The sequence below is a fragment of the Arthrobacter sp. 1088 genome (genome assembly GCF_031455315.1).
GTDB lineage: Bacteria > Actinomycetota > Actinomycetes > Actinomycetales > Micrococcaceae > Arthrobacter.
Genome location: NZ_JAVDSM010000003.1, coordinates 45,891 through 61,330 on the forward strand (window position 1 = coordinate 45,891; position 15,440 = coordinate 61,330).

Here is a 15,440-nt window from a genome sequence, read left to right on the forward strand (position 1 = left end):
CTCACCCGGAGGTGGAACGCGCCCTCTGAACGAAATGTGCCACTAATCCCCACGCCATCAGAAGGAAGCCACAGTATCCCAACGGGGACGGGTTGATTGGTATGGCCAACAGCATCAGCAGCACTCCAAGGGCGACAGCAAGAACGTGGCGGGCCCGCGGTTCATAGGGGCGACGCGCCGGGATTCCTGTTTCCAGTTGACGGGCCAAGTCCGGATCCTGGATGAAAAGTTCCCGTTCGAGTTGCTGCAGCACCCTGCGCTCCCGTTCGTTTAGGTGCATGGTTGTCCCTCCCATGTAGAGCTAAGGCTCCTCGGTGCGATCGGTGAGCCAACCGGTTCCTTCAAGGAATTCCAGCGGCACAATAAGCTAAGCATGCTTACTAAATGCTCCGCAAGGAAAATTTTCCGGACCCTCATTCCGGTCCGCGTCCACTTGGGGAACTGGCTACGATGGCAAGTAGGTACCCCGATCAAGGAGCACAATGTCACTGAAAGATCGCCTCAAAGAAGACGTCGTAGGCCACATGAAGGCGGGCAACAAGACAGCGCTCACCACCGTGCGGAATGTCCTGGGCGAGATCACCACCCGGGAGAAATCGGGCAAAACGCCCATCGAGTTGGACGATGCGCAGGTTACGTCACTACTTCAAAAGGAAGCTGCCAAGCGCCGGGATACCGCACGCATCTACACCGAAGCCGGGGAAGCAGACAGGGCAGCCGCCGAAGTTGCGGAGGCTGAGATCATCGAGGCGTACCTCCCCAAGGCCCTCAGCCGGGAAGAAGTAGAGGGCATCGTCGACGAAACCATCGCAGCTTTGAAAGCCGACGGGCAGGAACCGTCAATGCGTTCCATCGGCGCCGTCATGAAGCCGGTTACGGCCAAGGTTGCAGGACGCTTCGACGGCAAGACCGTCAGTGAGATCGTGCGGGGCCGCCTGGGCTAGGGCCGCCTAGGACCCGCTGGCTGGCTCGCCCCCGGCGAGTCAGCCGTTCCCAAGCAGCCACCGCAAAGTATCGGCATTGCGCACGGCGTTGCCACCGCCGTCGTTGTTGAAGTAGGCGTACACGTCCTTGCCCGTGCTGTTCCACTCACGGATCCGATCCGCCCACCAGCGAAGGTCCTCCTCCGAATACGAGCCCCCGTACAGGTGATGGGGGTCCGGTCCGTGAAGCCGGACGTAAACGAAGGGTGCCGTGGCCCGGAGGATGCACGGCAGATTGGCCCCGCTCATGATGCAGTAGGCGGCCTCGTGGCGTTCAAGCAAGCCGTATACGTCAGGGTGGTCCCAGGTATCGTGCCGGAACTCCACCGCCACACGAATCCAATGCGGCAAGGCTGCCAGGAAGTAATCGAGCCGGGCATCATCGCGGGCGAAATCAGGCGGAAGCTGGACAAGCAGCACAGCTCTTTTGTCACCGAGTTCGTGCCAACAGCGGGTAATGCGCTCCACCCACACTTCAGGGCTGTACAGCTTTTTCCCATGTGTGAGGCCGCGGGGTGCCTTGACCGACATCGCAAATCCAGCCGGCAGGCGATCATGCCAGCTTTTGAATGCGGTGTCCCGCGGCCAGCGATAAAAACTCGCGTTGAGCTCAACGGTGTCGAACCGTGCCACGTAGTGCGCCAGGCGCTTGGCCGTGGGCAGGCCCGGCGGGTAGAGCACATTTTCCCAATGGTCGTAGCTCCAGCCGGACGTACCGATGCGGATACTCATGCTGTGGATGGTAGTCCTCGTGAATGCGCTTGCCGGCTCATGTCACGCCTCGGGTCGGACACCAAGCACCACCTCGTAAGCCTCCACGCGGCGGTCCGCCACCGTCGTGGGTGACTCCAAGTGCACGGCGCCCGAAGGAAGAATTCCTGCACCCCCCGTACCTCTCCATCACCTGCCACTGCGCCACCACATCCTCGCCGGCGTGATCAATGGGAAGTTGGGGCCAGAACGTGAAGCCTCCCGAATCCAGCAAGGCCTGCCTGTTGTAAAGGACGCATCCACCAAGCCAGGCAACCCTGTAAGGCACCCATTCACCAGGCGGCAGGGAAAGATCAACACTGAGATGGCTCAGGTGGCGCTCAGAGGCCAGGCCCAATGTTCGGATGATCTCCTGCTCACAGCACACCTCCTGCCGTCAGGATCGGCATGAATTACGAAGGGTATGCCCGTATCTGTACCCATTCGGGCCGGATCTATTCCTTGCCGAAGCCGCCAGTTGGTGCCTTATTCAGGACTTGATCCCAGCCCTGGCAATCAACGCCTGGAGATCTTCGGCAACCTTGGCCACCTCGCGCTGCCGAGCGTTCCGTGTCGACTTGGCCACCTCGCGCTGCCGAGCGTTCCGTGTCGACTTGGCCGCGTGCGTGGAGGGCCGCGTGGCGCCGGGAGAAATGCGTGTCCGGGGATCGCGACGGAACGCGCCATCGCGTCCAATCCTTGGATCACGCACGGGGGCGTCGGCGGTGACGCGGTCCTGAAGGGGGTCGTGGAAAAGTGGGAGGTTCATGGTCCATTCCGGGGTATCAGGATGTGAACTTTGATCCTGACATATGCCCGAACGCCGCGATATGGACAGGTGCCTACCTTCATCCTGAACCACTGTGCACATGTCCATGCTCGGACATCGGCCTATCGCGGTGGTGGAGCCGAACGTGGAACAGGAGGGGGTGGGTCCGCGTCCCGCCCCCGGTCGTCCTCTCACATCCTGCGGTGTTTTACCGGTCGTTCGCTCACGTCCTGCGGTGTTTTGCCCGATGTTCGCTCACGTCCTGCCAAAAATCACCGGGGCGGTCATTTTTGCTCCGGGATCCAATAGGGCGCATCTACGCCGGCGCCGGTGAGGTTATCGCAGCGAACAAGTTGTGTGCCGATACGTTCGAGGGGGCAGTCGACGTAGATCGTAGGGGATTTGTCTGGTGGGACGTCCGCGATTGCCTGGCCTTGAGACAGGAAAACGAACGGGACAAAGAGTAGGGCGAGGCAAAGACGCCTGGCAGGGCTAACAGATTCACGCATGTCGGGGTTCCTTTGAATGGTGCTTGTGCGTAGTTTCACTCTGCGCTGTTCACTAATCCGAGGCATCCGGACTTCACCCTTAAAAGCACGGGAAATACCCTTGGACCTAGCCCACTCGTCGGCAGGATGCGAAGCTTGGACGGTGGCTATTAAGGCCAACTCCAAGGGAACTGCTCTGGTGGGCCGGGAAGATGAACTGGCTGAACTTGAGGGCATGATTGATGCCGTCCGGGCTGGAGCGTCGAGGACGGTAATCGTGTCCGGCGATGCTGGTGTAGGCAAGACGGCGCTAGTGGGACAGATCTGTGCCGCGGCTGGCCAGGATGTAGTTGTTCTCAGCGGGGCAGCACTGCCGCTGACGTCACTTAAAGTGCCATTTCAGGCGCTGCGTTCGGCATTCCACGATGCAGCCCGGCTCGGGAGACCAGCACCATTCAGCAGTGTCGCAATGGTTGAAGCACGCGCAGACAATCCCCTTTTCGTTGACGAGTGGCTGACCAGGATCAGCCATTCCAGACCCGTGCTCCTGGTGATCGATGATCTTCAGTGGTCGGACGCAGAAACACTGGATATCCTCATGTTTCTCATAGCCGGACCGCCAGACCGTCCCTTGGGTATTGTGGCCACAGTCCGTTCGGGCATCGCGATGGAAAACCAGCCTCTTGAGCGTTGGATGACAGACGTCCGCCGGCTGCCCACCGTGGAACTCGTAACACTTCAGCCTCTGGACAGGCCGGCAACTACTACTCAAATATCCCGGCTGCTGGGTGTGCCGCCGCCCCAGTCACTGGTCACGGATGTGTACGCACATTCGGCCGGAAACCCTTACTTCACCAGCCTCTTGATTGAGGGCATGCGGGCCACCGGCAGGCGGGTCGATGACGGCTTTCCGTCGGATCTAAGGGCTGCCGTCCTCAGATCGTGGAAGGGGCTACCTAAATCCGTCCAACGATTGACCCGGATTCTGGCCGTTGCCGGACGCTCGGTGGCGGCTGCTGAACTGCGCACGGTCGCCGGGGGAACTATCGCCCGGGAATCAGTTTTGCCTATGCTGCAGACGGCTGTGACCGCGGGGATTGTGGATCTGCTGCCAGAGGGCACTTACTGGTTCCACCATCCGCTCATCGCGGAGATGCTCGAGCAGGACATGGACGGCGAGGAGAGGCGCTACTGGCATTCAGCGTTTGCCGATGCCTATGAGAACTCCCTGTCACATGGGGCAACGCCTACTTCCGGAATGATCACATCCGTGGCCGAACACCACTACCACGCTGAACGTTGGGCGTCTGCCTATCAATGGACCATTCGTGCAGCCACGGAACATGTCCGCCTCGGAAATTGGGCTGATGCATTGCGCATGTTCCGCCGGGCGTTGGAGCTCAAGGACAAAGTGGGCATGGTGCCGGAGACTCTCCATGAACTCTGGAAGCAGGTCAGGAGCGCCGCATTCCACTCTGGTAACCAGAAAGCCGAACTTGAGGCTTTAGACTCATTGATCCCGCTCACCGATCCAACGGTCGACCCCTTGGACATGGCTGCTTTACTGGTGAGGCGAATGCATCTGTCCATGTCCACGGGAAGGTCGTTCTTTGACCTGGCGGAGATGGAGAGGGCGGTTCAGCTTTCCGCAGCTCATCCTCAGAGCTGGCAGCACGCGCTGGCTTTGGCGGAGTATACGCACGCTGCGCTGTGGCTGGATCGAGATGGCGGAGCTGACGGCGCGGCACGGGCGCTTTCCCTTGCCCGGCTGACGAAAAACCCCACGGCTATGTCCTACGCGCTCACAGCCGCTGCAATGGTGGAGCTCTTCGCCAAGCACGCGGAGGAGGCCTTCAGGCTGGCCAAATCTGCAGCGGCAGAGGCACTCCTGGCCGGGGATTACTGGGGCTACCTTCATGCGGTGGCTTGGCTTGCCAACTCCCAGGAGAGTTGGATCAGCCGAGAATACGCGAACGTTCTCCACATCGCCCGGGAGGAACTGGCCAAGCATGATGCTCCCCACCCCTACATCTCCAAGATCGCAGCGGATGAAGCCGCCAGCTTCCTCGGCATCGGCTCTTGGCGCGAGGCCCAGACGGCTTTGCGTATCGCCATCAGCCTGGACCCTGGTCCTATGGGGGATGTAAGCGCCCGATTGACGGCCGCACGGCTGGATGCGTTACAAGGGCGGATGGAGGACGCTTTTGTCCATTTAGCCCGCGCTGAAGAAGTGAATGGCAATACTGAGGCCTATCTCAACCTCAACTTCGCGGCAATCCGTTCAGAGGTCAATGCTCTTGCCAGCCGGCCGGAGGCCTCGCTTGAGGCAGCCATGTCTGGCATCTTGCGCCCCGGACCGCCACCTACCATGTGCGAGTGGTTGCTGCCTTTGGCGGCCAGGGCTCTCGCCGATCTCGTCCAAAAGGCCAAAGACGAAGGAAAACCAATAGCTGGGTTGCTGGCGGAAGTGGTCCAACTGGAGGAGCGCTTTCCTCATGTTTTCAACGAACCAGGAGAGCAATCGGAACTGTATCAACGCCAAGTGTTTGCGTTCGGAAGCCTGTACGCGGCGGAATTGGGCCGTGCACGGGGAGATCACGGCAATGCCGACGTCTGGATTCACACTGCTAACGCTTGCAGGGACGCTTGCCTGGCTTGGGAACAAGCCTATGCATGCCAACGCGCCGCCGAAGCGCTTCTGCTGCAGGGCCACGGCGCCAAAGCCCAGGCCTCGGAGGTCCTCCGCAGGGGACTCCAACTGGCGCGCGACCTTCAAGCCGTTCCCGTGCAGAGGCTTTTGGAGCAACTCGCTGAGCAAGCCAGGATCTCGCTAACGCCCATCGCGGTGCCCCATCCGGTGGGCAGGAAGCGCGATGGGCTGACGGCGCGGGAGGCCACCATCCTGGACTATGTCGCTGCTGGCAGAACCTACAGGGAGATTGCTGAATCGCTTGTTATTAGCGAAAAGACGGTGAGTTCGCACATTTCCAGTCTCCTGCGGAAAACGGGTGCCTCCAACAAGTTTGATCTTGCCCGGCGGGAGCGAAAGAGAACTGGTGGATAAGGTTCGACGACGACGAGACGACAGTGCCGCCGTCGAACCTCAAATCGGGAGGTATGTGAGAGAGCGTTGGTCCTAAAGGGTTGGTATGTGAGAGAGCGTTGGCTCTAAAGGGTTGGTATGTGAGAGAAGGTTGGCGCAAAAGGGTTGGTATGTGAGAGAGGGATTGGGGCGACATAATCCGTCAACGGACTAAATCCCGGTTAATTTTGTCCATCGACCTGCATAAATACTGCGGAGAGCACTACGATGAGCAACGACTCTTCACAGAGTTTAGGTCTCACTGCATTATTCACACCTAACCCCGGGGGAACACCTTGAGTTACCAGCAACAGCCACAGCAAACCCAGCCGTATGGCGCACAGACCGGCGAACCGCCGCTGTGGGCTCCCTACTATGGCGCACCCATCGGCGCCGCCGTAAAGCGTTTCTTCAAGAAGTACACCGCCTTCACCGGCCGTGCGAGCCGCAGCGAATACTGGTGGGTGGCCCTCGCTTTGGGGGTCATCGGCCTCGTACTGCAGATCCTTACCGGCATCCTCGGTGCTGCAGGTTCTACAGTCTCGGCAAACGGAACGGCAGTTCCCGGCCCGGGCGCAGTTGTAGGACTTATTTTGATCTTTGCGTTCTACCTGGCGGTACTCATTCCGTCCATTTCGTTGCTGGTCCGTCGTCTGCACGACGGCAACTTCAGCGGCTGGCTCGCCTTGCTCGGCCTCATTCCGTTCCTTGGCGGACTCGCAATTCTGGTTCTCGCACTCCTGCCGTCCAACCCGGCCGGCCAGCGCTTCGACCAGCCCAGCGCTGTCTAGCACTTCACGCACTAAGTAAAAGGGGCGGCACGCGACGTGCCGCCCCTTTTTACGTGCCCGGCGAACCACTCCATGGAATGCTGTGGAGTGATGCGGACCAATCCCCACCGACGAGGAGCTCCCATGTCTGCGAACATAACGCCGAAAAACATCAAACGCTGCGCGGTCATTGGTGGCGGGATCATCGGCGTGGCTGTTGCCCGGGAATTGGCCAACAAACTCGACGGCGTCCAGGCCACCGTTTACGAAAAGGAAGACCAGCTCGCCAAGCACCAGACCGGCCACAACTCCGGGGTGGTCCATGCCGGGCTCTACTATGAACCCGGCGGGCTGAAGGCAACGCTGTGCCGCAGGGGTGTGGAACTGCTTCGCGAATTCTGTGCCACCAAGGATCTGCCGTACGAGGCCTGCGGCAAGTTGGTGATCGCCCAGACCTCCGAAGAGTCGAAGCGGCTGGAGAACATCTTCGCGCGGGCAACGGCCAATGGAGTGCCGGGCGCACGCATGCTGCGCGGTGACCAAATACGGGAGGTGGAGCCGAACGCCGTCGGGCTTTCTGCTTTGCACTCGCCGGAAACGGCGATCGTGGACTACACGGCCATCACGAATGCGCTCGCCGACGACGTCCGTAACGCAGGCGGGCAGATCCGGCTTGGGCAGGAAGTCACCTCGCTGGAACAGCAGGGGAGCGGCGTCGTTGTCCACACGAAGGATGGGGGCGAGCATTACGATCTTGTGGTGGCGTGCGCCGGGCTTCAATCCGACCGGTTGGCGAAAGCCACTGGAGAGCCTGCAACGCCGCGCATCGTTCCCTTCTTTGGGCAGTACTTCCTCCTTGGCAAGGAAAGCCGCGCAAAAGTCAGGGGCTTGATTTATCCGGTGCCGGACCCCAAGCATCCCTTCCTTGGCGTGCATCTCACCAAAAGGATCGACGGCGAAATGATGCTGGGTCCCAACGCTTTCATCTCCTTCGGGCGCGAGGCCTATTCGTGGAAGGACATCGATGTGCGCGACGTCTTGAATTACACCCTGTTTCCTGGTTTCTGGAATTTTGCCCGGCAGAATGTGCCATCGGCGGTCCGCGAATTCCAGACCGTGGTCAGCCGGAAGAAGTTCATTAAGGAGGCCGTACGCTTTGTTCCGTCGTTGGAGGGTGCCACTGTTCTTCCCGGCACGCGCGGCGTCCGTGCGCAGGCCATGAATGCTGACGGTTCCCTGGTGGATGATTTTGTGATTTCACGACGCCGGGACACGGTTTTGGTGCGGAATGCACCGTCACCGGGGGCTACGTCGTCGATGGCGATTGCGGAGTACGTCGTGCAGCAGGCTCTGCGGGACTAGTAGCAGAAAAGGGGAAGTTAACAAGCCCGTGACCCTGCAGAAACCGGCCCCACATGACGTGTGGATACCTTTGCCGCATGAAAGCATCATGGTTGGCCGGACAAATCGCGAAGATTGGCTCCAGGATCGGCGAATGGATTGAGGCCGCATACGTCCTGGATTGTGTGGAACCCGTAAACGATCCCGGGGGCCAAGGGGGTCACGGGCGCCCCGCTGATTGGACGTGGTTGCCGGCGCTTAGCGGGGTTACGGTCGCCAGTGCGCAGGCCATTCAATCCCACTCGGGAATGGTCCGCCGTAGCCCCTAAAGGTTCGCTTGAAAGCTGCTGAATGTTGTTTTGGGCACACTTTTCGTCCAATGCGGATGCTATGCCCTAAACTGCTTCACTGAGGTGCCTGAAATGGCACTATGCAGCAACGAAAGCGAACCCAATGGCTACTGATTACGACGCACCCCGCAAGACAGAAGAAGAGACTCCCGCGGACTCGCTTGAGGCTCTTCAGGCGTCCCGCGCAGCCGGTGCCCAGATTGCAGTCATCGACATCGACGAAAACGACACCGCGGAAGGCATCGACCTCCCGGGCGCCGATCTTTCCGGTGAAGAACTGACCGTTGTGGTGGTACCCGAACAGTCTGACGAATTCACGTGTTCTTCCTGCTTCCTGGTCCGCCACAGGTCCCAGGTTGCCTTGGAAAAGAACGGCCTTAAGTATTGCAAGGACTGCGAGGGCTAATCCCAGGCACCGCAAAGCGTCGAGCCCCGTCAGGCCAATGGATGGTCGGATGGGGCTTTTGCGTGTCCGCAACTCTTTGTAACGCCCAGGTGTCGTTATCTTCGATTACGAACCTATGCATGAAGACCCACTAACTGGTCCCTGAACCGGCGTAAATGTACCCTTCCATGACTCTCCTGTGACCACCCCGGAGTCGTTTTAACGGTTGTGCGCCGAAGCGGCCACAACCCATCCAAACAACCCAAGCGACTCCTACTGTTGAAGTATCAACTTCGCCTGAAGGGGGCACAAAAAATGAGGAAATTTGGAGCGGGTTTGGCAGCAGTCCTTGCAGCTGCCGGACTCGGTCTGGTGGCACCGGGGCCGGCCTCGGCATCACCATATTGCGGGATCATGTGGGGCTCGCTGGCCAAGGCCGACCCCGATATGAGCGCCGCCAACGTCACCAACGTCCGTACGGGCCAACAGACCTGTTACGACCGCCTGGTGGTAGATATGACCGGCAAGGTGGCCGGTTATTCAGTGCAGTATGTCCCGGTTGTGGTTCAGGATGCCACCGGCTATCCAATCCCCGTGCTCGGTGATGCTGACCTGCAGATTATGGTGACGGCTCCGTCCTATGACCAGAACGGCCAACTGACGTACGCTCCGGCTGCCAAGGCTGAACTGTCCAACGTTTCCGGGTACCAGACGTTCCGTCAGGTGGTTTACGCGGGCAGCTTCGAAGGAACCACGAGCATCGGTTTGGGTGTCCGTGCCCGGCTTCCGTTCCGCGTCTTCACGTTGGACGGGCCCGACGGCGGTTCGCGCCTTGTGGTGGACGTCGCCCACCGTTGGTGATTGGGTAGCCGGCTAACGCGAGAACGCAGGAAAGCGGCCAGTTCGTCCGGAGATTTCCGGGGTACTGACCGCTTTCCTGCGTCTTCGCGTTGAGGAACTACTCGGGGACCACCAGGGCAGGGGTGTCCTTGCGGATGGTCTCACCGCGGAAGAAGCCGGGACGGACGCGGGACATGATCAGCATGAACACGGCACCCAGGGCAAGGATTCCGATGCCGAGCACGAACACGAGTCCCACTCCGAAGATTTCCGAACCACTGCCAAACTCCGGGGCCCAGCTGTCCACCGCGGTCTGCAGGAAGACAACAAACAGGCCGACCCCGCCCAGAAGTGGGCAGAAGAGACGCAGGAAGAAGTTCCGGGCACTGGAGAATACGCTGTTCCGGAAGTACCAAACGCAGGCGATGGCCGTGAGTCCGTAGTAGAAGCAGATCATCAAGCCAAGGGCAAGGATGGTGTCGTTGAGGACGTTCTCACTGATCACGTGCATCACGGCGTAGAAGCCTGCGGACAGGACGCCCGCCGCAATGGTGGCGAAGCCCGGCGTCGAGAACTTCTTGCTCATGTGGCTGAAGCGCTCAGGCAGGGCGCCGTAGTGTGCCATGGCCAGCAGGCTGCGGGACGGCGAGGTGAACGTCGACTGCAGGGAAGCCGCCGAGCTGGAGAGGACGGCGAGGGACATCAGGATCGCGAACGGACCCATAACCGGAGACGCGAGGGCCGTAAAGACGTTGGCGTGGTTTTCCTCATTGTTCAGGCCGATTCCGGTGTCTCCGACGCCTGCGAACATCATGGTGGCGATGGTGACCAGGAGGTAAATGCCCAGCACGATGACGGCGGTCAGGGTGCCTGCGAGGCCGGCGGTCTTCTTTCCGTTGGCGGTTTCCTCGTTGACTGTGAGGCAGACATCCCAGCCCCAGTAAACGAAGATCGAGAGGGAGATGCCGGCTGCGACCTGGCCGAAGGTCTCAATCTTGGTGACGTCGAACCAGTCCCAGCTGAAGGGAACGGCGGTCTCGGACGTGGACCAGTTGGCGAATGCCATGGCAACGAACAGGCCGAGCACCAGCAGCTGGAAACCGACCAAGCCGTACTGCACGATCTTGGTGGTGTGCAGGCCGCGGTAGCTCACCCAAACAGCCAGCGCTACAAAGACGAAGCAGGTGGCAACATTGAGTACCTTGTTCGAGGCGAGGTCGGCCAGCTCGGCCGAGCCCGTAACCTGAGCCAGGAAGAGGTAGAAGAAGTCAACAGCGACGCCCGCCAGGTTGGACAGGACGATAATGTTCGCCGCGAGCAGGCCCCAGCCGCCCATCCAGCCCACCCAGGGGCCGAAGGCCTTGGTGACCCACGTGAAGGTGGTGCCGCTGTCCGGGGAATCTGCGTTGAGTTCCCGGTACGCCAGGGACACCAGGATCATCGGAATGAACCCGATAAGGAAGATCACGGGCAGTTGCAGCCCGGCTTCGTTGACGGTTGGGCCAAGCGCGCTGGTGAGCGTATACGCCGGGGCGATGGTGGAAATGCCAAGAACGACGACGGCGAGGAGCCCCAACTGCCCCGTCTTCAGTCCCTTGCCGCTGATGTCGTGCGACGTGCCGGCCGGGCTGGTGCCTGCGGCCGTGCTACGGATTGTCTGGCTCATGAAGGGCCCTTTCTAGATGGCCGTAGGCTGCTGCTGCGTAATGCAGTGGATGCCGCCGCCCCGGGCGAAGAGTTCGCGCGCGTCAACACTGACAACGCGGCGTCCGGGGTAGGCGTCGGCGAGGATGCGGAGTGCTTTCTCGTCCATGAGGTCATTGAAACTGCATGCGATGACCCCTCCGTTGACCACGAGGTGGTTGATGTAGCTGTAGTCCACATAACCTTCGTCGTCGGTAAGGGTTTCCGGGGCGGGAACTTCGATGATGTTCCAGTCCCGGCCTGCTGCGTCATGGGTTGTGCGCAGGAAGTCGATGATTTCCCGGGAGACGTTGTAGTCCGGGTGTTCCGGGTTCTGCTGGGAGTGGACCAGCAGTGTGCCGGGGCTGGGGATTGCTGCCACAATATCGACGTGCCCGCGCGTGCCGAACTTCTCGGAGTCGCGTGTGAGGCCACGGGGCAGCCACACCACATGCGTGGCGCCGATGGTGCGGGCAAGTTCCCCTTCGATGTCGGCCTTGGTCAGGCCCGGGTTGCGGCCTTGGTCAAGCTGTACGGTTTCGGTGACCAGGACGGTGCCTTCGCCATCAACTTGGATGCCGCCGCCCTCGTTCACGATGCCCGACGGAATGTGGTGGGCATTGGCGCGGCCGCTGACCTCCGCAGCAATGAGCGAGTCCTTGTCCCATGCGGCCCAATCCTGGCCGCCCCATCCGTTGAAGATCCAGTCCACGGCGCCAAGCTGCTTGTTGGCATCGAGCACGAACGACGGCCCGATGTCCCGCATCCAGGCGTCGTTGAGCTCGGCGGTGAGTACCTCGACGCGAGGGTCCAGGTAGCGCGCGGCAGTGTCGACGTCGTCGGGGTGTACCACCATGGTGACCGGCTCGAATTCAAGGATGGCGTTCGCGACGGCGGCCCACGTGGATCGCGCTGCGTGGGCCTCTTCCTCGGTGTCACCCAAGGTGTAGCCGCCGGTCGGGAAGGCCATCCAGACGCGGTCCTGGGGAGCGGTCTCGGACGGCATGCGCCAGGCGCTCATGCGGAGACTGCCTGGTACGGCGAGGCCTCGGCTGTGGAGCCGAGCGGGGCGTTGGGGTTGACCGGTTCGGTGAGGCGGCCGTACGTTTCCGGGCGACGCGTGGCCAGGAAGGGGAAGAGCGTGAGCCAATCCTTGCGCTGGTCCAGGTCAAGATCTGCAACCAGCACGGCGGATTCGTCGCGGGGTGCCTGGACCAGGATGCGGCCGTAGGGATCGGAGATGAAGGATGAACCGTAGAAGTTCAGTGTGCCCTCGCTGCCGTGGCGGTTGGGGGCAATCATGAAGAGTCCGTTGGCGATGCCGTTGCCCACGATGACCTGCTGCCAGAGCGGCTGGGTGTCGAAGTCGGGGTGGTCCGGCTCGGAACCGATGGCCGTGGGGTAGACCAGGATCTCTGCTCCGCCCAGGGAGTACATGCGTGCCAGCTCCGGGAACCACTCGTCCCAGCACGTGGGCATGCCAAGGCGTGCGCCGCCGAGTTCTGCCGGAGCGTGCACTGCATAGGCGTCCTCGGCGGCCGGGCCTTTGCGGAAGAACTTGTCCTCGTAGTAACCGGCCGTGACAGGGATGTGGAGTTTGTGGGTGCGTGCGACGAGTTCGCCAGCGGGGGAGACGAGGATGGCTGTGTTGAGTCCCAGGCCATCGTCCGTGCCGTCCGGGTTTTCGGCACGCTGGTAGAGCGATGCGTGCACCGAGACGCCGTACGTCCTGGCAGCCGCTGCGGCGAACGTGAAGGTTGGGCCCGTGAGCAGGTCTTCGGTGATGTCCGAAGGGCGGATACCAGCGGCCGGGTTGTTCTCCGGCCGGGTGTCTGCAGGGTAGCGGGAAAGAGTCAGTTCAGGCAGGAAAACAACACTGGCTCCCAGCTTGGCTGCGCGTTCGATTCCCTCGTTCAGTTCGGCATGCAGGACTGCTTCATCAGCGTGCCAGCGGTGCTGAACGACGCCGACCCGCAGTGGGGTGCGGGTGGACGGCTCGGTGCGGGCCAGGGAAGTCGGGGCTTCGAGGCGGGTAATTTCAATCATGGGGGCATGTACTCCGGTGAGACGACAGTCACTAAATGAATAGCGTTCATTTAGTATGGCGGTAGTCACGGCTGGATGCAAGGGGGTACCGGATCGAGGTCGCCCCAGATGGCATTTGATGCCAATGTTTCCGGCCATCATTGGCATCAAGTGCCATCTCGGCGGGGTTATCGCTTCGGTCGCGCCCTGACATGCATGCGCTCGCCCTGCTGCCCAAAGAGGGTAAGGAGTTCCACGGGTTCCTTTGTAGCGACGGCGGCCAGCCGCGTTGAAGGCCTTGGTTCACGGTGAGTTGCATTAATTAGCAGTCGACTTACGGTCCAGGTGCGAGGACGATTAAAGAACAGCCACTAAGGAGGTTGGGTATGTGCTACTCGTACTACGAGGGCTATGAGAGGCGTACGAAGAAGGACTCCGTGCGCACGCCCGAGATGCACAAGCCTGAGACCAGCAAGGATCAGGCACCTGAGGCCCCTGCCGAGAAGAGCCCGCAGACAGAAGGAACGTTGTGGACTTTCCTGGCGCGTCGTCGCAGGGAATTTGAGGTTTCAGAACCGAGGATCGACCGCATCCGCGAGAAGGTCTAGGCGTTTTTCGAGCAAGACCCCGTCCAACGGACAATTCACCACCGGGTGCGGCGGTGAATTGTCCGTTAGGCGGGGTTTTTGCTGCTACCTTCCCGAAGTCTCCAGGAATTCGAGGGCCGCAGTAACCAGTGCTTCCGTGCCAAGGGCCAAGGTCGGCTGGATGATCGGGGCAAAGTAGGGCGAGTGGTTCGACGGGATGTCCTCCGGCAAGCGACCCGTCGTCGCCCATTCCTTGAAGTGGGTGGCCTCGATCCCGCCCAGGAACCAAAAAACGAGGGGCGCGCCGGCCGCCGTCGCGAGTTCCCCGACGTCTTCACTGCCTGAGACCGGGCCGGGGTCCATGATCCTCGCGGCGCCGAACTTGTCGCGAAACGCCGAAGCGATCCTTCCGGCGGCCGATTCATCATTGACCGTCAGCGGGTAGCGCTCCTCATAGTGGAAGTCGGGTTCCTTCAGGGCGCCTGAGGCAGCAGCTTCACTTCGAACGATGCGCTCGATCGAGTTCAGGACTTTCTCCCGCGTGGGCTCGCTGAAGGATCGAATGCTGAGGCCCAGGGTTGCGGTCTCGGGAATGATGTTGTTCTTTGTTCCCGAATGGATTTGCCCAACGGTAACCACTGCAGAATCGCTGGCGGCCAGTTCCCGGGACACCACTCCCTGCAGGCGCATGGTGGCTGCCGCAGCCATGAGGACTGGATCAACGGTGGTTTCAGGCCGGGAGCCGTGGCCGCCGCGCCCATGCAACGTCACGTTGAGGGAATCCGCTGAGGCCATAGCCACGCCGGAACGGATGCCGAACCATCCGGCAGGAAAGGGCGCCACGTGCTGGCCCAGGACCACGTCCGGCTTGGGGACCAGGTCAAAGAGCCCATCCGCCACCATGGCCCGGGCGCCGCCGCCCCATTCTTCGGCCGGCTGGAAGACCGCGATCAGCGTGCCCTGCCAGTCCTGCCGCTTTGCGGCCAACGCTTCCACTGCTCCGAGGAGGCAGCTGACATGTACGTCGTGTCCGCACGCATGCATGATCGGCACCTCACGGCCTTCATGGTCGACGCCGACTGCCGCACTTGCGTAGTCCAGCCCGGTGTCCTCCTTGACCGGTAACGCGTCCATATCCGCACGAAGCATCACCACGGGTCCAGGGCCATTGTCCAGGACTCCTACAACCCCCGTTTTCCCCACGCTGCGGTGGACCAGCAGCCCCAAGTCCTCAAGGTGTCCGCTGATGATCCCGGCTGTTCTGACCTCTTGCAAGGAAAGCTCCGGGTTCGAGTGGAGATCACGGTAGAGGGCTTCCAGGTCAATGCTCATGGGGAATTTTCCTTAACAGGTCGACGCCGCAGGGTCTGGCCAGTGTATCGACGTC

General features: G+C 61.1%; 15 protein-coding genes. 7 read left to right on the forward strand and 8 right to left on the reverse strand.

Annotation, left to right across the window (positions count from 1 at the left end; genetic code table 11):
* Position 1: 1 nt before the first annotated feature.
* Positions 2-280 (reverse strand): DUF3040 domain-containing protein, encoded by a 279-nt coding sequence (locus J2Y41_RS05200; RefSeq protein WP_309926828.1) that lies wholly within the window; start codon positions 278-280, stop codon positions 2-4.
* A 202-nt stretch (positions 281-482) separates the two neighbouring features.
* Between J2Y41_RS05200 and J2Y41_RS05205 the strand changes: the two genes are divergently transcribed.
* Positions 483-944, forward strand: coding sequence for a GatB/YqeY domain-containing protein (locus J2Y41_RS05205; RefSeq protein ID WP_309926831.1), 462 nt, complete (start codon positions 483-485; stop codon positions 942-944).
* A 39-nt stretch (positions 945-983) separates the two neighbouring features.
* Here J2Y41_RS05205 and J2Y41_RS05210 read toward each other — a convergent pair whose 3' ends face one another.
* The 3 genes from J2Y41_RS05210 to J2Y41_RS05220 all read right to left on the reverse strand — a co-directional run bounded on the left by J2Y41_RS05210 (position 984) and on the right by J2Y41_RS05220 (position 3,011).
* Positions 984-1,715, reverse strand: coding sequence for a DUF72 domain-containing protein (locus tag J2Y41_RS05210; protein WP_224166530.1), 732 nt, complete (start codon positions 1,713-1,715; stop codon positions 984-986).
* Between the two features lie 508 nt (positions 1,716-2,223).
* A complete protein-coding gene (locus tag J2Y41_RS05215) occupies positions 2,224-2,502 on the reverse strand; it encodes a hypothetical protein (RefSeq protein ID WP_309926837.1) in 279 nt (92 codons plus the stop codon).
* A 284-nt stretch (positions 2,503-2,786) separates the two neighbouring features.
* Positions 2,787-3,011: a hypothetical protein gene (locus J2Y41_RS05220; RefSeq protein WP_309926840.1), complete on the reverse strand. Its 225-nt coding sequence runs from the start codon at positions 3,009-3,011 to the stop codon at positions 2,787-2,789.
* Between the two features lie 142 nt (positions 3,012-3,153).
* Between J2Y41_RS05220 and J2Y41_RS05225 the strand changes: the two genes are divergently transcribed.
* From J2Y41_RS05225 to J2Y41_RS05245, 5 genes are all read left to right on the forward strand, one after another.
* The gene (locus J2Y41_RS05225; RefSeq protein ID WP_309926842.1) at positions 3,154-6,054 is read left to right on the forward strand and encodes an AAA family ATPase; all 2,901 of its coding nucleotides are present in this window, start codon (positions 3,154-3,156) and stop codon (positions 6,052-6,054) included.
* Positions 6,055-6,368: 314 nt separating this feature from the next.
* Positions 6,369-6,863, forward strand: coding sequence for a DUF805 domain-containing protein (locus J2Y41_RS05230; RefSeq protein ID WP_224093600.1), 495 nt, complete (start codon positions 6,369-6,371; stop codon positions 6,861-6,863).
* Between the two features lie 123 nt (positions 6,864-6,986).
* Positions 6,987-8,204 (forward strand): L-2-hydroxyglutarate oxidase, encoded by a 1,218-nt coding sequence (gene lhgO / locus J2Y41_RS05235; protein WP_309926845.1) that lies wholly within the window; start codon positions 6,987-6,989, stop codon positions 8,202-8,204.
* Positions 8,205-8,636: 432 nt separating this feature from the next.
* On the forward strand, positions 8,637-8,939 hold the full coding sequence (locus tag J2Y41_RS05240; RefSeq protein ID WP_224093604.1) for a DUF4193 domain-containing protein: 303 nt from the start codon (positions 8,637-8,639) through the stop codon (positions 8,937-8,939).
* Positions 8,940-9,233: 294 nt separating this feature from the next.
* Positions 9,234-9,779: a hypothetical protein gene (locus J2Y41_RS05245; RefSeq protein WP_224166538.1), complete on the forward strand. Its 546-nt coding sequence runs from the start codon at positions 9,234-9,236 to the stop codon at positions 9,777-9,779.
* Between the two features lie 97 nt (positions 9,780-9,876).
* Here J2Y41_RS05245 and J2Y41_RS05250 read toward each other — a convergent pair whose 3' ends face one another.
* From J2Y41_RS05250 to J2Y41_RS05260, 3 genes are read right to left on the reverse strand one after another with little or no spacing between them, the layout of a single operon-like run.
* Entirely contained in the window at positions 9,877-11,424 is a 1,548-nt protein-coding gene (locus tag J2Y41_RS05250; protein ID WP_224093606.1) for an APC family permease, read from the reverse strand.
* 12 nt (positions 11,425-11,436) lie between these two features.
* Positions 11,437-12,462, reverse strand: coding sequence for an agmatine/peptidylarginine deiminase (locus J2Y41_RS05255; RefSeq protein WP_224093607.1), 1,026 nt, complete (start codon positions 12,460-12,462; stop codon positions 11,437-11,439).
* Complete coding sequence (locus J2Y41_RS05260; RefSeq protein ID WP_224093620.1) at positions 12,459-13,487, reverse strand: nitrilase-related carbon-nitrogen hydrolase; 1,029 nt, start codon at positions 13,485-13,487, stop codon at positions 12,459-12,461. The genes J2Y41_RS05255 and J2Y41_RS05260 overlap by 4 nt, the downstream gene beginning before the upstream one ends.
* 365 nt (positions 13,488-13,852) lie before the next feature.
* On the opposite strand from J2Y41_RS05260, the gene J2Y41_RS05265 reads away from it, so the two are divergent.
* Complete coding sequence (locus tag J2Y41_RS05265) at positions 13,853-14,074, forward strand: hypothetical protein (RefSeq protein ID WP_224093621.1); 222 nt, start codon at positions 13,853-13,855, stop codon at positions 14,072-14,074.
* An 84-nt stretch (positions 14,075-14,158) separates the two neighbouring features.
* On the opposite strand, the gene J2Y41_RS05270 is transcribed toward J2Y41_RS05265, so the two are convergent.
* On the reverse strand, positions 14,159-15,385 hold the full coding sequence (locus J2Y41_RS05270; RefSeq protein WP_309926859.1) for an amidohydrolase: 1,227 nt from the start codon (positions 15,383-15,385) through the stop codon (positions 14,159-14,161).
* Positions 15,386-15,440 lie beyond the last annotated feature (55 nt).